General features: G+C 63.6%; 19 protein-coding genes. 7 read left to right on the plus strand and 12 right to left on the minus strand.

Features of this window, described 5'->3' with window-relative positions; genetic code table 11:
* The 4 genes from Q7V46_RS07145 to Q7V46_RS07160 form a co-directional block, all read left to right on the plus strand.
* On the plus strand, positions 1-292 hold a 292-nt coding region (locus tag Q7V46_RS07145; RefSeq protein WP_304912838.1), incomplete at its 5' end, for a LysE family transporter.
* A gap of 332 nt (positions 293-624) precedes the next feature.
* Positions 625-1,173, plus strand: coding sequence for a YbaK/EbsC family protein (locus Q7V46_RS07150; RefSeq protein ID WP_304912839.1), 549 nt, complete (start codon positions 625-627; stop codon positions 1,171-1,173).
* Positions 1,174-1,252: 79 nt separating this feature from the next.
* Positions 1,253-1,414, plus strand: coding sequence for a DUF1289 domain-containing protein (locus Q7V46_RS07155; RefSeq protein WP_370690304.1), 162 nt, complete (start codon positions 1,253-1,255; stop codon positions 1,412-1,414).
* Entirely contained in the window at positions 1,411-2,163 is a 753-nt protein-coding gene (locus Q7V46_RS07160) for a 2-hydroxychromene-2-carboxylate isomerase (protein WP_370690297.1), read from the plus strand. The genes Q7V46_RS07155 and Q7V46_RS07160 overlap by 4 nt, the downstream gene beginning before the upstream one ends.
* A gap of 95 nt (positions 2,164-2,258) precedes the next feature.
* Here Q7V46_RS07160 and Q7V46_RS07165 read toward each other — a convergent pair whose 3' ends face one another.
* From Q7V46_RS07165 to Q7V46_RS07215, 11 genes are all read right to left on the minus strand, one after another.
* Positions 2,259-3,998 (minus strand): hypothetical protein, encoded by a 1,740-nt coding sequence (locus tag Q7V46_RS07165; RefSeq protein ID WP_304912841.1) that lies wholly within the window; start codon positions 3,996-3,998, stop codon positions 2,259-2,261.
* Between the two features lie 153 nt (positions 3,999-4,151).
* Positions 4,152-4,757: a hypothetical protein gene (locus Q7V46_RS07170; protein WP_304912842.1), complete on the minus strand. Its 606-nt coding sequence runs from the start codon at positions 4,755-4,757 to the stop codon at positions 4,152-4,154.
* Between the two features lie 305 nt (positions 4,758-5,062).
* Positions 5,063-5,890: an ectoine/hydroxyectoine ABC transporter ATP-binding protein EhuA gene (gene ehuA / locus Q7V46_RS07175; protein ID WP_304912843.1), complete on the minus strand. Its 828-nt coding sequence runs from the start codon at positions 5,888-5,890 to the stop codon at positions 5,063-5,065.
* Positions 5,887-6,564, minus strand: coding sequence for an ectoine/hydroxyectoine ABC transporter permease subunit EhuD (ehuD, locus tag Q7V46_RS07180; protein WP_304912844.1), 678 nt, complete (start codon positions 6,562-6,564; stop codon positions 5,887-5,889). The genes ehuA and ehuD overlap by 4 nt, the downstream gene beginning before the upstream one ends.
* Positions 6,561-7,304 carry an ectoine/hydroxyectoine ABC transporter permease subunit EhuC gene (gene ehuC / locus Q7V46_RS07185; RefSeq protein WP_370690298.1) on the minus strand — a complete coding sequence of 248 codons (744 nt, stop codon included), beginning with the start codon at positions 7,302-7,304 and terminating at the stop codon, positions 6,561-6,563. The genes ehuD and ehuC overlap by 4 nt, the downstream gene beginning before the upstream one ends.
* Positions 7,305-7,503: 199 nt before the next feature.
* Complete coding sequence (ehuB, locus tag Q7V46_RS07190) at positions 7,504-8,361, minus strand: ectoine/hydroxyectoine ABC transporter substrate-binding protein EhuB (protein ID WP_304912845.1); 858 nt, start codon at positions 8,359-8,361, stop codon at positions 7,504-7,506.
* Between the two features lie 15 nt (positions 8,362-8,376).
* Complete coding sequence (gene thpD / locus Q7V46_RS07195) at positions 8,377-9,303, minus strand: ectoine hydroxylase (RefSeq protein ID WP_304912846.1); 927 nt, start codon at positions 9,301-9,303, stop codon at positions 8,377-8,379.
* Positions 9,304-9,327: 24 nt separating this feature from the next.
* A complete protein-coding gene (locus Q7V46_RS07200; protein WP_304912847.1) occupies positions 9,328-9,717 on the minus strand; it encodes an ectoine synthase in 390 nt (129 codons plus the stop codon).
* Between the two features lie 39 nt (positions 9,718-9,756).
* Positions 9,757-11,022: a diaminobutyrate--2-oxoglutarate transaminase gene (ectB, locus tag Q7V46_RS07205; RefSeq protein WP_304912848.1), complete on the minus strand. Its 1,266-nt coding sequence runs from the start codon at positions 11,020-11,022 to the stop codon at positions 9,757-9,759.
* A 78-nt stretch (positions 11,023-11,100) separates the two neighbouring features.
* Positions 11,101-11,640 (minus strand): diaminobutyrate acetyltransferase, encoded by a 540-nt coding sequence (gene ectA / locus Q7V46_RS07210; RefSeq protein WP_304912849.1) that lies wholly within the window; start codon positions 11,638-11,640, stop codon positions 11,101-11,103.
* Positions 11,641-12,094: 454 nt separating this feature from the next.
* The gene (locus Q7V46_RS07215) at positions 12,095-13,165 is read right to left on the minus strand and encodes a substrate-binding domain-containing protein (protein WP_304912850.1); all 1,071 of its coding nucleotides are present in this window, start codon (positions 13,163-13,165) and stop codon (positions 12,095-12,097) included.
* 103 nt (positions 13,166-13,268) lie between these two features.
* Here Q7V46_RS07215 and Q7V46_RS07220 point away from each other — a divergent pair, with 103 nt between their 5' ends.
* The 3 genes from Q7V46_RS07220 to Q7V46_RS07230 all read left to right on the plus strand — a co-directional run bounded on the left by Q7V46_RS07220 (position 13,269) and on the right by Q7V46_RS07230 (position 18,441).
* On the plus strand, positions 13,269-15,038 hold the full coding sequence (locus tag Q7V46_RS07220; protein WP_304912851.1) for an NAD(P)H-dependent oxidoreductase subunit E: 1,770 nt from the start codon (positions 13,269-13,271) through the stop codon (positions 15,036-15,038).
* The gene (gene fdhF / locus Q7V46_RS07225) at positions 15,035-17,869 is read left to right on the plus strand and encodes a formate dehydrogenase subunit alpha (RefSeq protein ID WP_304912852.1); all 2,835 of its coding nucleotides are present in this window, start codon (positions 15,035-15,037) and stop codon (positions 17,867-17,869) included. Before Q7V46_RS07220 ends, fdhF begins: the two co-directional genes overlap by 4 nt.
* Before the next feature lie 131 nt (positions 17,870-18,000).
* Positions 18,001-18,441: a universal stress protein gene (locus Q7V46_RS07230; RefSeq protein ID WP_304912853.1), complete on the plus strand. Its 441-nt coding sequence runs from the start codon at positions 18,001-18,003 to the stop codon at positions 18,439-18,441.
* Positions 18,442-18,489: 48 nt separating this feature from the next.
* Here the strand turns inward: Q7V46_RS07230 and Q7V46_RS07235 are convergent, their stop codons facing one another.
* Entirely contained in the window at positions 18,490-19,623 is a 1,134-nt protein-coding gene (locus Q7V46_RS07235) for an ABC transporter substrate-binding protein (RefSeq protein WP_370690299.1), read from the minus strand.
* Between the last annotated feature and the right edge of the window lie 47 nt (positions 19,624-19,670).

Below are 19,670 nucleotides of genomic sequence, written 5' to 3' on the forward strand. Positions count from 1 at the left end.
CATCACCCTGGGTTTCTTCACCAACGTGACCAACCCCAAGGGCATCGTGTTCATGGTGGCCGTGCTGCCTCAGTTCATCGACCCCACGCGCGCGCTCTGGCTTCAGTTGCTGATTCTGCTGGTGACCGCGGTCGGCATTGATCTGGTGGTCATGCACGGCTACGCCTTCATGGCTTCGCGTGCCCAGCGTTGGCTCGCTTCAGCACGTGCGCGGCGCGCGCAGAACCGTGTGTTTGGTGGCGTGCTGTTGGCCATGGGGGCCAGTTTGTTGATGGTGAAAAGGGCTGCATAGGGACTCCCCCCTGCGCCGCTGCGCGGCTTCCCCCCTCTCTGGCGCGCCTTGGGCGCTTGGAGGGGGGACAGCATCTTGGGCCGGCAGAGCCGTCCCTTGCTGCCCCTGGATGGATGCACCTCGCTCCGGAGGATTCGGCACTCCCCCCTGCGCCGCTGACGCGGCTTCCCCCCTCTCTGGCGCGCCTTCGGCGCTTGGAGGGGAGACGGCATCTCGGGCCGGCAAAGCCGTCCCTTGCTGCCCCCGGATGGGAGTCCCGTCGCGCCGGAGAGGCGACGGCCTTGCACCAGCTGTGCTGCACAGGGCGTGCCATGTGATTAACATCGTGAACCATGTCAGACACAACCGCTCCTGAATCTTCCCCCGTCCTGAACTGGCCAGCGCCCGTGCGACGCGTGATCGACACGTTGGCCCTTCTGGGGCACCCTCACAACCCCGTCATGCTTGACGACGCCGCGCGCACCGCACAGCAGGCGGCCGATGCGCTGGGTGTGGCGCTGGGTCAGATTGCCAAGAGCATCATCTTCCGCCGCAAGGCCGACGACGTGGCCGTGCTCGTGGTCACCTCTGGCGATCTGCGCGTGGATGAAAAAAAGGTGCAGGCCCTGGTGTGCGCCGATGGGGGCAAGCTCAGTCGTGCCGATGCCGAGTTCGTGAAGGCCCGCACGGGCTTTTCCATTGGTGGTGTGTCGCCGGTGGCGCATGCCTTGCCGCCCGTCGCGCTGATTGACAAAGAGCTGTTCCGATTCGACACCGTTTGGGCCGCTGCCGGGCATCCGCATGCGGTGTTCCGCCTGAGTCCGGATGAGCTGGTGGTCTTGACCGGTGCACCGGTGTGCGACGTGACCGTTGTGGCCACCCAGGAGCTTCCGCATGGATGAGCCAGCAGTCAACTTGCGTGCAGCCCGTGCAAGGCATGGCGCCCTGGGTGTGCCTTCACCTTGTCTTTCGGTCTGCCGAATGGACGTTACCCGTGCGGTCTGTGAAGGTTGCTGGCGCAACATTCAAGAAATCGCCGCCTGGAGCCGCATGGCCGATGCTGACAAGCTTGTTGTGTGGGAACGCATCGAAGCGCGCCAACGCGACGCAATGGCCTTGACACCACCTGGGCCGCTCCCATGAACGACCCACAGCCTTCAACCACCAACGCGATGCCTGCAGGGCCACCACGGCTGCACGACATCGCCCTCTATTTCGACCCCATTTCGCCCTACGCCTACCTGGCGTTCGAGCGCCTGCCCGAAGCACTCATGGGCCTGAGCGTGCGCGTGCGCTACAAGCCTGTGTTGTTCGCTGGCCTGCTCAAGGCACACGGCCAACGCGGCCCAGCCGAAATCGCGCCCAAACGAGACTGGACCTACCGCCATGTGGGCTGGCTCGCACAGCATCATGGCGTTCCATTGGACTTGCCGGCCGCTCACCCTTTCAACCCGCTGGCACTGCTGCGCCTGGCCCTGGCTTGCACCACGGACGATGCGCCAGGCGAGTGCAACCGCTATGTGGCCGAACAGGTGTTCCGCCATGTCTGGCACGGCGGCCAGGACCCCAACGAACCTGCACGCCTGGCCGCGCTGGAAGAACTGTTGCAAGACCACATGATGCAGCGTCAGAAGCCCTGGCTCGTACCCGACAGTGAAGCCATCAAACAGCGCCTGCGCACCAACACCGAAGACGCCCTCGCGCTCGGCCTGTTTGGTGTGCCTTCCATGGTGGTCAAGGGTCGCATCTTCTGGGGCTTGGATGGCTTGCCCATGCTGCGTGACTTTCTGGACGGTGGCGCGTGGTTTGAAAGTGGCGCCTGGGAAGCGGCTGCCGCGCTGCCAGTGGGTGTGCAGCGGGTTCAAGGGAATCAGGATCCCACCAAGGGGTAACGCTGGCTTGGTTCATGGCTTGCCGGCATTGATCAGTGCCTTGCACCCTTCAACCCGTTTCAATAGCCTGTCACGGCGTCCGGCTTTCCCAACTTTCAGCGGCGAGCCATGGCTGGCGAATTCACCTCAGGCGATGCGTGTGCCTGCGCTGGAATGGCCTGCTCACGCTCCCGACCTTGCTCATGCGCCAGCGCATGCGCGCGCTCCAGGTGCTGCTGCGGTTTCTCGCGCTGCGCTTCCTGCACGCTGAATTCGCTCATCGGTGCGCTCTCTTGCAGCACCGCCACACTGGCGCCGTCACGGCTCAATAAAAAGGTTTGCACCTGACCCCGGTGTGCGAATTGCTGCGCATGGCTCACCGCTGCCGCATTGACCCGCTCGATCTGCTCCGCGCTGTGACCGTGATCGCGCAACAGCGGGCCGAGCTGGTTCTGTGCCATCTGATGATGGCGTTGCTGCAGCGCGGTGAGCTCCGGTGCCTGTGTGATCGAGGTTTGCTCCTGCGTCTGGATCCGGTGGCGCGACAGGTCCGGAACATCGGTCACTTCCGGCAGCTCCATCCCGCGCTCGCGCATCACCTCGCGTGAACTGAGCAACTCCGCAGTGGCTCTGCGAAACCTTCCCATGCCGGCTTCAATCGCTTGCTCCCGTTGCTGAGGATCGACCTGAGATTCGTGGGTATCTGTCTTGCTGCCCGAGCTGACCGCCTGGCCAGTGGCAAGCGCATAGACGCTGTGCATGCTCTGCGCCAGCTGTTCGGCTTCCTGCCGGTGGCACTGTTGCAACTGGTGGTTGTTCAGCGCGCGGTGGTTCTGCACCGCCGGTGCCATCCGGGCCAGGGCCACAGCCTCTGCATCCAGCGTGAAGGGTTGCATCTGCCCGCTGGCGCGGTCCAGCGTCCAGCCTTTGCCGCTGGTGGTGTCGGTGATGCTCACCAGGCGCTCGACCCCATGGGTGCGTTCGTGGACCTGTTCACCCACCACCTGCCAGCGGGCCTGGTCCACCGACTTCGTGATGCGCGTCTCCGTGTTGTCCCCACTTTGAAGGTGCGTGGTGTGCAGCAGTTGCCCCGGTTGGGGCGACCGAGCCCATTCGGTGGTGGCGTTGGGTGATGTGCGGGTGGGTGTGCCCCAGGGCTGGCCGTCGGGACCGAGGCTGTTGGTGTCCTCGGTTTCGCTGCGACGGAACTGTTCGCGCAGAGCCGTGCGGTGCTGCTCAGCCAGTTCGGCGTTGTGCCGCTCGGCCTGCTCGGGAAAGCCGGCGGCGTCCAGGTAGCTGCGGGTGAGTTCGTTGACCTTGGCGCCACTCACCACTTCGATGTAACGGGCGGGCAGGGTCGGGTTGTCGTGCATGCCGAACCAGCTGTACTTGCCTTCCACGTTCACCAATGCGTAGCGGTCGCCCTCGGCGGTGGTGACGGTCGGCTCCAGCTTGAGGTGGTTGGGCAGTGTCAGGGGCGGGCCGAGTTTGTCGGGGGTGGGGCCGCCGGTGAGTATTTCGGCGAGGGATTCGGCGGCTTCGGCGCCGGCGGTGGCGCCAAGAACGCCACCCGCCACAGCAAACGCCTTTGCACCTGCAACTCCCCCCGCTATTGCTCCGAGTGGCGCAAGTGCCTTTGCACCAGCATATGCGCCCGCGATTCCTCCACCGATAGTGGCGCTTGCCGTGACGGTCTCTGCACCATTGCCTTGAATAAGGTGCTGACCAGCAACATAGGTACCTTCCAGCCTGCCAAGGGCCTTGGCGCCATAGGCGATGTACTTGCCAGAGGGCAGGTTCGATTGGCGACCCGCCTCCACTGCACCGGGCAGCAGCGTAGATACGGTACTGGACACAGGATTGTGCGTAGCCGTCCGAATACGCGGAGCAGCGGTAGTCCAGATGGCAGTGTTGGCCTCGACTGAACCTGCAGCGCCAATTGGCGACAAGGCGTCATTGTGAAAGTCGAAGACCCGATCAATGTGGACCTGGTTGGTCGAATTGGACATTCAACGTTCCCCCGCAGCGTGGAGCTGAATGTGTCGAGGAATCTCTCCACTCAACCATCCGATGATCAAATTCATGATCCCACTAGCAGCCATAACAGGAGCAGCGACGTAGGCGATGTTCCCTAGGTACCCCATGCCAAAGCGATTGCTGAGAATGAAGCGCAACACGCCATTGCCGGTATTGGTCATCCACCCCATATTGGCAGTAGCAAAAAGGATGGCACCTAGCACCAGAGCCAGAAATACCGCCTTGCGGAAGGGGAGGCTCCAGAACGGGTAGGTTCTCTGCCTACCTTCCCATCCCATGAGGCAGCACAACACGAACAGGCCAGGGCTCATCGCCCACAGCACCGAGTAGTAAAAGCGGTTGAGTTCGGGACGAATGCCCAAACTCGTGATCAGTTCGATCTGCGGTACCCGAGCCGCCATGAAGTCGGTGAACGCAACAGCCCATGGGTAGGTCTGGAGAACATCTGCCGGTATGAGAAGCGCGATCACGCCCATGATTGCAACGTAAGCGCCCGCTGCCTTTTCATAGGGGGTCTTGAAGACAGGCTCTTTACCCATTGCCTTGCCCTCGGCTTTGACTGTTTTCTGGATGCTCACCATCCACCTCCTTGAGTACTTTCAAAGTACTTTTGTTTGAAAATCGCGATATTGCCACAAGTCATGCCGGGCTCATGGAACCACGGATCCCAAGGATGGAGGGGCAGAGATGCTAAGTGGCAACCGCTTCAGCGGCGGCAAAAAACTACAGAACAAATACCAACTGCTCGGAGAAATAAGCACTTCATCCGGAGCAAAGTGCCCCATTCCAGAGACACCGAGAAACCGGCTCTGCCGGGCCTCTGGTGTCGCACCCTTCGAGGGGGTGACGCGCCGCAGGCGCGGCGCGGGGGTGGGCCTATTTTTTAGACAGCGTCCATCACAGCCCGCAAGAACTGCTGGGTGCGAGCTTCCTGCGGGTTCTCGAAGAACGCCTTTGCCGGCCCTTGTTCGGCGATACGGCCCTGGTCGAAAAAGCACACGCGGTCGGCGAATTCGCGGGCAAAGCCCATCTGGTGTGTGACCATGAGCATGGTCAGGTTGTGTTCGCTGCCCAGGGCGCGGATCACGCTGAGCACCTCGCCACACAGTTCGGGGTCGAGGGCCGATGTCACTTCGTCAAACAGCATCACCTTGGGGCGCATGGCCAGGGCACGTGCAATCGCCACGCGCTGCTGTTGTCCACCGGAGAGCTGTGCCGGGTAGTGGTCGAGCTTGTCGCCCAGCCCCACCATGTTCAGCAGTTCGCCAGCGCGTTCGCGCGCTTCGTCGGCACTCAGGCCCAGCACGGTGACCGGAGCTTCCATGCAGTTCTTCAGCGCCGTCATGTGCGGGAACAAGTTGAAGTGCTGAAACACCATGCCGATGTGCCCACGCATACGGCGCAAGTGTTGCGCGTTCGCGCGAACCAGCTTGCCGCCCTTCATCATGTGCGTCAGTGGTTCGCCGTCGACGCGGATCACGCCGTCGTCGATACTCTCCAGCGTCATCAACATGCGCAGCACTGTGGTTTTGCCAGAGCCCGATGGACCGATGATGGCGACTTTCTCATTCGCCGCCACCGAGAGCTCGAGCCGGTCCAGCACGGTCAGGTCGCCATAGCGCTTGGTCACGGCATTAAAATGCACCATGGGTGCCGCGTCCGCTGACGCGTCAGGCGAGTACAGCTCGATCGATGTGGTGGCTGTGCTCATGTGCGTCTCCCTGCGCGTTGTGTGAGTCGCTGTTCCACCCGGCGAATCAGCGCCGCCGACACCAGGCTGAAAACCAGAAAGAACAGGCCCACCAAAGTGATGGGCTCGGTGTATTGAAAGCTCTCTGACCCGAGGATCTTGGCGGTCTGCATCAGCTCCAGCACGGCAATGACGGACAGCAGCGGCGTTTCCTTGAACAGCGCCACCAGGTAGTTGCCCAGGGCTGGCACGACCGGCGGAATGGCCTGCGGCAGGATCACGTTCTTGAAGGTGGTCAGGGGCGAGAGGTTGAGCGCCATCGATGCTTCCCACTGCCCCTTGGGCACGTTCTCCAGGCCGGCGCGGTACACCTCCGAACAGTAGGCGCCGTAGTGCAGACCCAGCGCCAGCACACCGGCCGGCATGGCGTCGAGCGTGACCCCGAATTCAGGCATCACGTAGTAGAGAAAAAAGATCTGGATCAGCAGCGGCGTGGAGCGCACAAATTCCACCACCCCCGCCACCGCCAGCCGCAGCCACGCCGGTCCTGCCATGCGACCCACGGCAAACACCAGCCCCAGCACAAGCGCCAACACAAAGCCCATCAGCGTGGCCTGCAGCGTCACCACCGACGCCTCGGCAAGGATCGGCAGCACCTCCCAGGCGTACGCCCAGTCCCAGATTTGTGTGTTCATGTCTTGAGCTTTCGCTCCAGCGCCCGCGTGCCCACCGTGATCAGCACCGACAACGCCAGGTACATCAGAAGCACCAGACTGAACACCTCCACCGTGCGCAAGGTGTTCTGGTTCACTTGCTGCGCCTTGAAAGTGAGGTCGGACAGCGTGATCAGCGACACCAGCGAGGTGGCCTTGAGCAGTTCGATCAGCAGGTTGCCCCAGGGCGGGATCATGGCCACGAAGGCCTGCGGTAACACGATGCGGCGCAGCGCTTGGGTGTGGGTCATGTTCAGCGCCTGTGCCGCCTCCCACTGGCCTTTTGCCACGGACCCGATGGCCCCACGCACCACCTCGGCGCCGTAGGCCCCCACGTTGAGCCCAAGCGCCACGATACCCACCGTCATGGGACTGAGCGTGATGCCGAAATGCGGCAGTACGAAGAACAGCCAGAACAACTGCACCAGCGCCGACGTACCGCGAAAGGTCTCGATGTAGGCCACAGCCAGCCAGCGCAAGGGCCGCGGCGCATACAACTTGGCCAGCCCAGCCAGCAAAGCCATCGCCATCGCCAGCAGCGAGCCACCGAGCGCCACCAGCACGGTGATGCGGACGCCGCGCAGCAACTCAGGCAACAGCTCACCCGCCGCAGTAAAGCTGGCCACGTGCAGCCCCGCCGCAAACGCGACGATGGCGGTGATCAGAAGCAGAGGTGTTGACTTGAGCATTTCAAAGATGAGGCATTTCCGTTGAGGAAGCATGCGAACTGCAAACCAGCACAAAGGAAATCAACACAGCTTCCGGAGCGAGTCACCCCAAGTCCAGGGCTCCCGTGGAACCGGCTTCGCCGGGCCACTGGGTGCGTCCCCCCTCCAAGCGCCGAAGGCGCGCAAGGGAGGGGGGAAGCCGCGTCAGCGGCGCAGGGGGGTGTACCGAACTCAGCGCAGGGGGGAGTCAGAATTACTCACCAGAGCAATGCTGCTCAGCCGTCTTCTCTGGCAGGGTCGATTCGTCAAAACCGAACTGCTTCACCATGGCAAGGTGATCCGGCGTGCCGATGAATTTGGCCAGTTCGGTGTTCACCGCATCGCGCAGGGCGGTGTCCTGCTGGCGGAAGCCGAACGAGCCTTCGCCCTTGTAGATTTTCCCGTTGTGGGTGAAGGTGAACGGCTTGGCGCGCTCAATGCCGTCGTCCTTTCCGGCCAGGTCCAGAGCTGTCAACGAAGTGAAGGCGGCAGCCGAAGCCCGACCGGACTTCACGTTGGCCACCGCCGCAGCGAAGTCGGGCACGATCACTTCCTGGTCGCGCTTCAAGCCGGCCAGCCGGCCGTGCTCGATCTCTGCCGTACCTGCCACGAACGCGACCTTGGCGCCTTTGTCCACCGCGTCCTGGTAGGTGCTGATGCCGTCCGGGTTGCCGGTCCTGACCACCAGGGCCTCACCGATGCCATAGGTGGGGTTGGCAAAGATGATCTGCTGGCAGCGTTGCGGCGTGATGTACATCGACGCCACGATGGCATCAAACCGGCCGGCACGCAGACCCGGGATCAATGCACCCCACTCGGTCAGCACGCCGTCCACCTCGTTTACGCCAAGCTGCTTCATGACGTGGCGAAACACGGTGGGCGACTCGCCGGTGAGCTGGCCAGACGCGGTGGCGTAAGAGTACGGTGCTTCATTGGCAAAGCCGACGCGGATGAAGCCTTGTTCGCGCAACTTTTCCAGCGTGGTCTGCGCGCTGGCCAGACCAGTTGTGAGCAGCGCAGTGGCGCCGAGCAGTGCAAGGAGCGTGCGGCGGATGTGCAAGCGTGTGGACATGGGTTCTCCTTGTGGTCAACGGGCGCCGGGCAGACCGGCGGACGTGAAGTCGAGGCGCTCGGCAATGAAGTTCGGGCGTGGCGCCAGACCACAGAACGGATCCACCGGGGTGTTGTGCACGCTGTTGTAGACCACGAATACATTGCTGCGTGGCAGAGGCGTGATGTTCGAATTCGAACCGTGCATGATGTTGCACTCGAAGAACGTCACAGAGCCGGCCAGGCCGGTGGGCGCAGTGATGCCGAAGTCGTTCACCAGCTGAGTCAGGCTCTCGTCGTCGGGCACGCCCACTTCCTGGCTTTTCAACGATTTCTTGTAGTGGTTGTCGGGCGTTTCGCCCACGCACGACACGAAGCGCTGGTGCGAACCCGGAATGATCATCAGCGGGCCGTTGTGCGGCGTGTTGGGTGTGAGGCTGATGGAGCAACTGACCATACGCATCGCCGGCACGCCGTCTTCCACGTGCCAGGTTTCAAAGTCGGAGTGCCAGTAGAACTCCTTGCCCCGGAAGCCACCCTTGTAGTTGATGCGCGACTGGTGGATGTACACGTCGCTGCCGAGCAACTGGCGCGCAATGGCCACCACCTTGGGGTGGTGGCACAGGCGGCGCATCACCTCGCTGCTCTGGTGCACCGCGAAGATGGACCGCAGCTCGCGGCTGCCCGGCTCGATCACGGCCTCGTCGGTGTCTTTCAGGGCTTCATCGCTGCGCAGGCGCTGCAATTCCGCCAGGCATTCGCTGATGTCTGCATCGCTGAGCAGTTCATCGAACGTGAGGTGGCCGTTGTCTTCGTAGAAGTGCAATTGGTGGTCGCTCAGCGGGCCGTCGTCGGCCTTGCCATGCACCACCGGATCCTTGCGCGGCGTGACCTGCGCCGTCGGGGCGACGCGAGAAGGGTAGCGGTCCTCCCGGACCGGGGTGGCTTGTGAGGCGTTGCTCATAGGGGGTCCTCCATTTTTGTGCGCTTACTCGGCCAGCGCGTAGGCGCCGGTGGCGTCGTGCACTTCGCGGCCGGTCAGCGGCGGGTTGAACACGCAGACCATGCGCATGTGCGTGCCCTTGTTGGCACGCAGGATGTGACGGTCGTGGTTGTTGAGGGCGTAGATGGTGCCCACACGGATGTCGTGCGTCTGGCCGGTGGCCAGGTCGGTGATCTCGCCCGCGCCTTCGATGCAGTAAACCGTTTCCAGGTGGTTGCGGTACTCCATCTCCAGCACGGCGCCGGGCTTGATGACGGTGTCGTTGACCGAATAGCCCATACCGGCGTCCTTGTAAATCAGGCGGCGGCTGGTCCAGCCTTCGGTGTCGACATCGGCCGGTGTGCCCAGAATTTCATCAAGGTGTTTGACGATCATGTGTGTTTCCTTTGTTCTTGTGACTCTGATGAAAGGGGTTCAGGCTGCCTTGCGCAGGTCCTGGCTCATGACCGCGCGAATGCTGGTCTCAATGGTGTCGAGGCCGTGCAGCAACTCGTCTTCCTTGATGGTCAGGCTGGGCAGCAGTTTGAGCACCTGATCGTCGATGCCGGCGGTCTCGATGATCAGGCCGCGTCCGAAGCAGTCCTTCGAGATGCGTGAAGCCAGACCCGCGTCGGCGAATTCCACCCCCTGGATCAGGCCCCTGCCGCGCACGGTGGCTTCAACACCTTGTTTGTGCAGCATCTGGGCCAGGCGCTCCTGCACGATGCCGCTCTTTTTAGCCACGGCTTCCTGCAGCAGGCTGTTGCGCCAATAGCTCAAAGCAGCGGTGCCCGTGACAAACGCCGGGCAGTGGCCGCGGAAAGTGCCGTTGTGCTCTCCGGGCGCCCACTGGTCCATCTCGGGCTTGATCAGCACCAGTGCCAGCGGCAGGCCGTAGCCGGAAAGCGACTTCGACAGCGTGACGATGTCGGGCACGATGCCGGCCTCTTCGAAGCTGAAAAAGTGGCCGGTGCGCCCGCAGCCGACCTGGATGTCGTCAACGATGAGCACGATGCCGTGGCGCTGCGTGATCTCGCGCAGGCGTCGGAGCCAGGCCACGCTGGCCACATTCACGCCGCCTTCGGCCTGCACCGTTTCCAGGATCACGGCGGCAGGAATGTCCATACCGCTGCCGTTGTCAACCAGCATGGATTCGAAATAGTCGAGCGTGTCGGTGTCGGCGCCCATGTAGCCATCGAACGGCATGGAGGCCGCGTTGCCCAGGGGGACGCCGGCACCGGCACGCTTGAAGCCGTTGCCGGTGACCGACAGGGCACCCAGGGTCATGCCGTGAAACGCGTTGGTGAAACCCACCACCTGCTCACGACCGGTGACCTTGCGCGCCAGTTTGAGGGCGGCTTCCACGGCATTGGTGCCGGTGGGGCCCGGGAACTGAAACTTGTAGGAGAGCCCGCGCGGTTGCAGGATCACTTCGTGGAAGTTCTTGATGAACGCTTCCTTGGCTTCGCTGAACATGTCGAGCGTGTGCGTGATGCCGTCGCGCATCAGATAGGCCATCAGGGCCTGTTTGATCTTGTCTGGGTTGTGGCCGTAGTTCAGCACGCCAGCACCACTGAAGAAGTCAAGGTAGCGGCGGCCCTGGTTGTCGGTCATCCAGGCGCCCTTGGCGGACGCAAACATGGCGGGGAAGTTGCGGCAGTAGCCACGTACTTCGGATTCGTGTTCTTCAATGATGTTCATGGGAGTCCTTTCGTCGTTGCAAAACAGAATGTGCCGCGGTGTCGTGCGGCACAAGCCGCCTGTAGGCACACAGAAAAATCAGTCGCTGCGCGCAGGCGCGCCGCGCGCAAGCGGGCCGATGCGATACAGCGGTTCCGCAGGGTGGTCGTGCGCAAAGAGGTCGGCAGTGAAGTGCGGCCGCACTTCGCAACCGGTTTCAAGCTCGCGGGCCAGGCGTTTGAACAAGGCTTGCGAGGCGGTGTTGTCGTCGGCCACCGTGGCGGTGACCCACTGACAGTGGGTGTTGGCTGGCAAGGCCAGCCAGGCCATGAGCAGCCTGAGACCAAGGCCTTTTCCCTGGTGTTCGGGTAAAAGGCCCACCTGCCACACGAAGGCCGTATGGGGTTCGCGCGGCGGCTGATAGCCGATCACCATCCCCACCGCTTCGCCTTCGTGCTCCGCGATCAGGCATGTATCGCCGAAATCCGTGGCAAGCAGCAGGTAGAAATACTGGGAATTCAGCTCCAGCGTGCCGGCGCCTTGAACCAGTCGCCACAGGGTGGCGCCATCGGCCGGGCGCGCAGATCGGAAAACGAGGGGAAAGGAAGGGGTAAGTGTGGTCGAGCCTGAAACGGTCATGCCATGGGTTGTTTGTGGTGAAGACACGTTGTGACGGTGCACACGCGCGGCTTCTGGCGAACCTGATTCGCTTGTCGCCCTGAAGGCAGCAACGCGGACCGGTCGGCCCCGGGTAAGGGACCTACAAAAGAACTCAAGCGACCTTTTGGCCGTTGAACGAAACAGACGTTTGCCGTGCCCGCGAAACGGGCAAAGTGATCTGTGGACCCAGGGCAGTGTTCGCTGCCTGGTCCTTTTTCAGTCTAAACCGATACGTAGCGAGATGCAACCCACGGTGTGCAATTGCGCTCAGTGGTGAGCACCCGAAAGCGGCTCAATGGCTTGTGTTTAAAGGCCTTGCGCGGCATGACCGCCGATCGATTTTTTTTCTTCACGAAGGTTTCTTGCCGCGCATTCCACCCGTGCCATGAAGGACCGAAGCACCCGTGCAGCGTCTTTGTTCAACAGATGGCCATCATGTCTGGAAGGCATTTTCGATATTGAGAAGCTCGCCCGTTCGTGCCGCCTCGTAGCCTTTGAGCGCGGCCACCTTGGCGCGGAAGGCCGGCGACTGCAGCACCGAGAGAACGGGTCGGAATTCCTTGCGTTGCAACGCATCAACGGGCATGGCAAAGAAGTAGCGTTCCTTGAGCAGGGGAATGAAATGCAGGCCAAAGCGGTGGGCAGCCGTCTGCACACCGATGCCCACATCGGCCATGCCGCTGGCCACAAAGGCCGCCACCGCTGCATGGGTGAATTCGGTGTTGTCATAGCCGGCCACACGGTGCGATGCAATGCCCTGTTGTTGAAGCAGCAGATCCGTGAGCATGCGCGTGCCGGAGCCCTCCGGGCGGTTCACGAAGCGCAGACCCGGTCGGGACAGGTCTGCCAGCCCGCGCAGTTTGAGCGGGTTGCCCGTGGCGACGAACAGGCCTTGCGTACGGACTGCGAGGTGGAGCAGGCGGTGCTTGTCGGGCTTCAGCCAGCGCAGGTAGCGCCGAGCAGCCGCCGGTTCAAACGGACCCAGGGGCACGTGAAACCCGGCCAGTTCGCAGTCGCCCTGCGCCAGGGCAGCCACCGCCTCCAGGCTGTTGCGGTAGCGCAGTTCGAACGGCACCTTGCGCTCGGTCAGTTGTTCGCGCAAGGCCGCCACGGCAAACCCATGGCTGGCGTGCAGCCGAGGCACGGACCGCTGCTTGCGTTGCACGCGCCCCAGTTCGCCTTCGATCTCCGATGCCAGTGAATCCAGAAGAGGTTGAAGGCGTGCGCCGATCCGGGCGTCCGCCCAGATGAGCGTCTGCCCCAGGTCCGTCAACGATGAGCCCTGTCCCCGACCGCGCGTGAGCAAGGCTTGGCCGAACAGCCGCTCGGCCTGTCGAACAAGGCCCCAGGAATGGCGATAGGACAGCCCCAGTTCCCTGGCGGCCTGAGCGATGCTGCCCGATTCCTTCACGGCGGCCAGCAGTTGCAGCAGGGTGTTGGCGGAGAGGGCTTCGTGGTCGTCGTGGCCGATCTGCCAGCCAGGTTGCAGGGAGATGCGCAGCATGGTGACAAGACAGGTGTGGGGTGCAGTGTGCGTGTGCGCGCGACGGCAATTTATGAAATGAAGAACATATTAAAGCCCATGACCCGGTGCTACGCTGACTGCCATGAAAACGACCCCTTCTGTGATGAGACCGACCGCCGAGACCCGGGTGATCCCCATTCGCGCAGAAGCCGCACCTTCCAGGCGCCCGCGCTTCACGCCCAAAGGGCGGCAGGTCGATCCAGCGGCCAGTCGGCGAGTGGCCGCGCTCTGTGAGGGATTGGCGCCGCGCGCCGATTTGCTCATCGAACACCTGCACCGCTTGCAGGACGGCGAAGGCTCGCTGCGTCGCGGCCACCTCGCCGCGCTGGCCGACCGCCTGCGCCTGAGCCAGGTCGAGGTGTTCGAAGTGGCCAGCTTTTACCACCACTTCAATGTGGTGGACGATGCCGCCGCCGTGCCCTCCCATATTGTGCGTGTGTGCACCAGCCTGTCATGTGACATGGCGGGATCGCAGTCGCTGCTGACGAATTTGCAACAGCAACTGCACGGTGATGTCAGCGTGCGGGTCGAAGCTGTGCCATGCATCGGCCAGTGCCATCGCGCACCGGCCGCTTGTGTGGGCCAGCGGCAGTTGCCCGAGGCGACGGTGCAGTCGGTGGTTGATCTGCTGAAGGCGGGAGAGACCGGGCCTCGCGAAATTTCGCCAACGCCGACCCGTGCGCCTGCGTTGTTGCAGTTCACCCGTTTGCTCGAAGGTGCTTTGACGCCCGAACAGGTGTTGGTCGAGCTCAAGGCCTCCCAGCTTCGCGGCCTGGGTGGTGCCGGGTTTCCGGCCTGGCGCAAGTGGGAGACTGTGCGCGCACAACCCGGCCCGCGCCACATGGTGGTCAATATCGACGAAGGCGAGGTGGGCACGTTCAAGGACTGGCATTTGCTGACCACGGGTGCTGCACAGGTACTGGAGGGCATGCTGATCGCGGCCCACGTGACGGGGGTCGAGCGCATCTGGATCTATCTGCGCGACGAGTACCACGACGCACGCGTGTTGCTGCAGCGCGAACTCGATGCGTTGGCGCTGGCCCTGAGCAGCCTGGCCACGCAGCGTCCCGGCTTCACGCCACCGCAGATCGAATTGCGGCGCGGCGCCGGGGCTTACATCTGTGGTGAAGAGTCGGCGCTCATCGAATCGGTGGAGGGCAAACGCGGTCTGCCTCGCCTGAAGCCGCCCATCGTGGCCATGCACGGCGTGTTTGGCCGTCCCACACTGGCACACAACCCGGAAACCCTGTGGTGGCTGCCGGAAATTCTGGACAAAGGCGGTGAATGGCTGGCAGGCCAGGGGCGACGTGAGCGCAGTGGCCTGCGGCGATTCTCCGTGTCGGGTCGGGTGAACAAGCCGGGCGTGCATCTGGCGCCCGCAGGCATCACCTTGCGCGAACTGGTGGACGAACACGCCGGCGGCATGCTCGATGGCCATGAGCTGTACGCCTACCTGCCAGGTGGCGCGTCAGGCGGCATTCTGCCCGCCACCTTGGCCGATGTGCCGCTGGACTTCGACACGCTCGTTGACCATGGTTGTTTCATTGGGTCGATGGCGGTGGTGGTGATGAGCCAGCACGACAGCGCACGTGACGCCGCGCTGAACCTGATGCGGTTCTTCGAACACGAATCGTGCGGCCAGTGCACGCCGTGCCGCGCGGGCACCACCAAGGCCGTGCAGCTGATGCAGGCAGCCGTGTGGGACACGGAATGCCTGGGCGAACTGTCTCAGGTGATGCGCGATGCGTCCATCTGTGGACTGGGGCAGGCGGCGCCCAATCCGGTGGATTCGGTGCTGCGCTTCTTTGCGCATGAGGTGAATGGCACAACGATTGGCGAGGTATCTCCATGAACGCAGGTGATTTGCCCCAGGACATGGCGCCGGTGGCTTTCGTGCTCAATGGCTTGACGGTGGAAGCGGCGCCGGGTGAGAGCTTGTTGAAGGTGGCACAGCGCGTGGGGGTGGCGATTCCCCACCTGTGCCAGCTGGACGGCTTGCGCAGCCCCGGCAACTGCCGCGCTTGCGTGGTCGAGATCGAAGGCGAACGCGTGCTGGCACCGTCGTGCTGTCGCACGCCCACGCCCGGCATGGTGGTGCAATCGGAAACGCTGCGCGCCACCCGGGCACGGAAAACGGTGATCGAGTTGTTGATCAGCGATGCACCCGACACGCAGGCACTCAAGCACGACAGCGAGTTGGCCCAATGGGCTCAAACCGTCGAAGCCCGGCCCGACCGCTTCCCGCAGCGCGCCGTGACCACCCAAGACGCCAGCCACCCTGCCATGACCGTGAACCTGTCCGCCTGCATCCAGTGCACACGCTGCATCCGCGCCTGCCGCGAAGCGCAGGGCAACGATGTGCTCGGTCTGGCGTTCAGGGGAGGTCTCGCGCAGATCGTGTTCGACCAGAACGACCCCATGGGCCAGAGCACCTGCGTGGCCTGCGGCGAATGCGTGCAGGCCTGCCCCACGGGCGCCATCGCGCCGGCCAACGGCGCCTACGCGAACGCCTCGCAGCAGCAGGTGGACTCGGTCTGCCCCTTCTGCGGCGTGGGCTGCCAGATGACCTACCACGTGTCGGACGGGCAGATCGCGCATGTGGAGGGCAAGGCCGGGCCGGCCAATGAAGGGCGCTTGTGCGTCAAGGGGCGCTTCGGCTTCGACTACGCCCACAGCCCCGAGCGGCTCACCCATCCACTGATCCGCCGTGCCGGTGTGCCCAAGATGGCGGCGGACGAGAAACAGCGCCTAACGCCGGAACAGATTCGCGAGCAGTTCCGCGAAGCCAGCTGGGACGAGGCTCTGGACGCTGCCGTCGCCGGGTTCCGGCAGGCCATGGACAGCACGCCAGCGCGCGGGCGCCAGGGACCGGTGGCGGGCTTCGGCTCGGCCAAGGGCACCAACGAAGAGGCCTACCTGTTCCAGAAGCTCATCCGCACCGCCTTCGGCACCCACAACGTGGACCACTGCACCCGGCTGTGCCATGCTTCCAGTGTGGCCGCGCTGATGGAGGGCCTGGGTTCGGCCGTGGTCACCAACCCGCTGCGCGACGTTCAGCATGCCGATTTCGTGCTCATCATCGGCGCCAACCCGGCCCAGAACCACCCGGTGGGCGCGACCTGGATCAAGAATGCGGTGAAGCGGGGCACCCGCCTGGTCATGGCCGACCCGCGTCGCACCGAACTGGCCCGCCACGCATGGAAACACCTGGGCTTCAAGTCGGGCACCGACGTGGCCCTGCTCAACGCCTTGCTGCACACCATCGTGTTTGAAGGGCTGGCGGATACGGCCTATATCGAAAAGCACACGCTGGATTACGCCCAGCTCAAGGCCCACGTGGCGGACTTGAGCCCGGAGGTCATGGCGCCGGTGTGCGGCATCGACGCTTCCACCCTGCGCGAAGTGGCCCGCGCCTATGCCACGGCCGGCAACAGCATGATCCTATGGGGTATGGGCATCAGTCAGCACACACACGGCACCGACAACGCCCGCTGCCTGATCGCGCTCTCACTCATCACCGGCCAGATCGGCCGACCGGGCACAGGGCTGCATCCGTTGCGCGGGCAGAACAACGTGCAGGGTGCGAGCGATGCCGGGCTCATTCCCATGGTGCTGCCGGACTACCAGCGCGTGTCCGAACCGGCGGTGCGCGAAAAGGCTGAACAACTATGGGGCGTGCCGCCGGGCACCCTGGGCAGCGAGCCGGGCCTGACCGTGGTGGAAATCATCGACGCGGCCTTTGACGGGCAGATCCGCGCCATGCTGATCCAGGGCGAAAACCCCGCCATGAGCGACCCCGACGCCAACCACGCCCGTGAAGCACTGGCCCGGCTGGATCACCTGGTGGTGCAGGACATCTTCCTTACCGAGACCGCCGGGCTGGCCGATGTGATTCTGCCCGCCACCGCCTGGCCGGAGAAGACCGGCAGTGTGACCAACACAGACCGCTGCGTGCAGCTGGGCCGCAAGGCGGTGCCGGCACCGGGCGATGCGCGGGCCGACGCCTGGATCACCGAGCAACTGGCGCGCCGGCTCGGCCTCGGCTGGTCGTACGACATCGCTGCCGATGGCACGGCGTCGGCGGAAGCGGTCCATGGCATTGGCGCCGTGTTCGAAGAAATGCGCAGCCTCATGCCCAGCATCGCCGGCTTGTCGTGGTCACGCCTGCAGCGCGAAGGCGCGGTGACTTACCCGGTGACCGACGAAAACGAACCCGGCCACCCCGTGGTGTTCACAGATGGCTTTCCAACCACCACAGGACGTGCCCGGCTGGTGGCGGCCACTCTCACGCCACCGAACGAAGTGCCGGACGGCGATTACCCGCTGGTACTGATCACCGGCCGCCAACTGGAGCACTGGCACACCGGCAGCATGACGCGACGCAGCACCGTGCTGGATGCGGTGGAACCCGGGCCGGTGGTCAGCCTGCACCCCAATACTGCAGAACGATTGGGCCTGGGCGCAGGCGATCTGGCCCGGGTGGTATCGCGCAGAGGTGAAGTGAGTCTGGCGGTGCGGATCGACAGCGGCATGCCGCTTGATACCGCCTTCATTCCATTTGCCTACGCAGAAGCGGCGGCCAACCTGCTGACGAATCCGGCGCTGGATCCCGTGGGGAAAATCGCCGAACTCAAATACTGCGCGGTGCGGGTGACACCCGCTGTCGCATTGGCTGCCGGCTGAAGTCGTTGACTGGCTTGACGCTGCGCAAGCTTTTTCGTGAGCATCTGCGCTAGGATGCAAACGTCTTCACCCGGTCCGTGCGCCAGCAGCGCACGGGTGCCGGTTCCATCACCGACCAGAGGAGATCAGCCATGTTCAAGAAAATTCTCGTTCCCACCGACGGCTCCAAGCTGGCAGCCATCGCGGCGCAGACCGCCGTGCAACTGGCGAAGAGCCAGTCGGCCAAAGTGGTCGGCGTCTATGTGATCGATCCGTTTCCCTACATCGGTATCGGTGATGCGTCCGCCATCGGCCTGCAAGCCTACCTGACCGAAGCCAAGACCGCCGCTGGTCAGGCACTGGATGCCTTGAAGCTGGTGTGCGACGGAGAAGGCGTTTCCTTCGCTGGCGACACCATCGAGCGCAATGTGGTGTACGAGGGCATCCTGGAAACCGCCGACGCCGAAGGCTGCGATCTGATCGTGATGGGATCCCATGGGCGCCAGGGCGTCAAAGCCCTGATTCTGGGGAGCGTGGCCCAGAAAGTGCTCACGCATGCCAAGGTGCCGGTGCTCGTCGTCAAGGAAAAGTGAGCCCCCGATCTCATCAGACGCCCATGCTGCCGAGGCCCGAGCCCTCGGTCAGCGCCTGAAGCGACCGTTGGCGTCGATGATCGACAGATCGGAGAAATCCAGCCCGGTGTGGTTGGTGGGGCTGTAGCTGAGCTTCAGCCCTCCCATGTCGAAGTCCTTGATGCCTTCCAACGCATTGCGCAATGCGACGGGCGTCGGATTTGACCCAGCCCTGCGCAAACCTTCCACCAGCACCTTGGCCGCCGCGTAGCCCTCCATCATGGCTGGGGATACGCCCTCCATCCCGGCCGCCTTGGCGAGTTCCTGTGCTTCCTTGATCAGGGCGTACGACACGGAGCGCTCGTTGGGAAACACCTGTGTCACGATGACGCCGCGAGCGTGTTCTCCCAGCAGCTTGATGAAGCCTTCGGAGGCGTTGTTCGACAGTGTCACTGCCTGGGCGCGTGAGCCGGCGGCGCGGATGGACTTCACCGCGTTGGCCGTGTTGCCGGCCGAACCGATCACCATCACCGCCTGTGCATCACTCTGCGCGACTTTCTTGGCGAGTTCCGAGAAGTCGGGCTTGTCGCGGGGAAACTTCTCTAGGAACAGAGGCTTCTGGCCCACGGCCTCAAAACCTTTGAGGGCACCTTCAGCCGAGTCTGCGCCAAACGAATCGTCGGTCTGCAGCACGGCGATGCGGGTGATGCCGGTTGTGGCCAGGTGCTCGATGGCCTTGGCGGCCTCACGCTGGTAGGTGGCCCTCACATTGAACACCCAGGGGTTCACCGGATCGTGAAGGGCCATGGCACCGGTGCTGGGCCCCACCAGGGGCACCTTGTATTCCGCCAGCAGCGGCAACAGCGCTTGCGAGTGGGGGGTGCCGCGGTTCAGGAACAGCGCGAGCACCCTCTGGTCGACGATCAGATTGCGAGAGACTTCCACCGTGACCTTGGGATCGAACTTGTCGTCCACCGATATCAGTTCAACCTTCTGACCATTGACCCCGCCACGTGCATTGATGGCGTCGAAGTAAAGCTGGGCGCCTTCGGTGTTCTCTTTCACGCCAGCCGCCACGGAGCCCGTGAAGCCCGAAGGCTGGCCGATGCGCAGTTGCGCCCACGCAGGCGCCGAGAGGCTGAAAAGCAGGGCCATGCCGAGTGTGGCCACGACCGGGGTCGGGCGCAAAAAGCGCTTGTGCATCTGTGTATCTCCTTGTTGCTGCGAGTCTAGGCAAACCGGCCCGAGGA

Source organism: Hydrogenophaga sp. (assembly GCF_030651625.1).
Taxonomy (GTDB): Bacteria; Pseudomonadota; Gammaproteobacteria; order Burkholderiales; family Burkholderiaceae_C; genus Hydrogenophaga.

Bases quoted from the DNA above. Each gene is read 5' to 3' on its own strand.
- Q7V46_RS07200 (WP_304912847.1), bottom strand. From the start codon at position 9,717: ATGATCGTCAAACACCTTGATGAAATTCTGGGCACACCGGCCGATGTC.
- Q7V46_RS07235 (WP_370690299.1), bottom strand. From the start codon at position 19,623: ATGCACAAGCGCTTTTTGCGCCCGACCCCGGTCGTGGCCACACTCGGC.
- ehuA (WP_304912843.1), bottom strand. From the start codon at position 5,890: ATGAGCACAGCCACCACATCGATCGAGCTGTACTCGCCTGACGCGTCA.
- ectA (WP_304912849.1), bottom strand. From the start codon at position 11,640: ATGACCGTTTCAGGCTCGACCACACTTACCCCTTCCTTTCCCCTCGTT.
- thpD (WP_304912846.1), bottom strand. From the start codon at position 9,303: ATGAGCAACGCCTCACAAGCCACCCCGGTCCGGGAGGACCGCTACCCT.
- Q7V46_RS07220 (WP_304912851.1), top strand. From the start codon at position 13,269: ATGAAAACGACCCCTTCTGTGATGAGACCGACCGCCGAGACCCGGGTG.
- ehuD (WP_304912844.1), bottom strand. From the start codon at position 6,564: ATGAACACACAAATCTGGGACTGGGCGTACGCCTGGGAGGTGCTGCCG.
- Q7V46_RS07155 (WP_370690304.1), top strand. From the start codon at position 1,253: ATGGACGTTACCCGTGCGGTCTGTGAAGGTTGCTGGCGCAACATTCAA.
- fdhF (WP_304912852.1), top strand. From the start codon at position 15,035: ATGAACGCAGGTGATTTGCCCCAGGACATGGCGCCGGTGGCTTTCGTG.
- ehuC (WP_370690298.1), bottom strand. From the start codon at position 7,304: ATGCTTCCTCAACGGAAATGCCTCATCTTTGAAATGCTCAAGTCAACA.
- Q7V46_RS07160 (WP_370690297.1), top strand. From the start codon at position 1,411: ATGAACGACCCACAGCCTTCAACCACCAACGCGATGCCTGCAGGGCCA.
- Q7V46_RS07215 (WP_304912850.1), bottom strand. From the start codon at position 13,165: ATGCTGCGCATCTCCCTGCAACCTGGCTGGCAGATCGGCCACGACGAC.
- ehuB (WP_304912845.1), bottom strand. From the start codon at position 8,361: ATGTCCACACGCTTGCACATCCGCCGCACGCTCCTTGCACTGCTCGGC.
- ectB (WP_304912848.1), bottom strand. From the start codon at position 11,022: ATGAACATCATTGAAGAACACGAATCCGAAGTACGTGGCTACTGCCGC.
- Q7V46_RS07230 (WP_304912853.1), top strand. From the start codon at position 18,001: ATGTTCAAGAAAATTCTCGTTCCCACCGACGGCTCCAAGCTGGCAGCC.
- Q7V46_RS07150 (WP_304912839.1), top strand. From the start codon at position 625: ATGTCAGACACAACCGCTCCTGAATCTTCCCCCGTCCTGAACTGGCCA.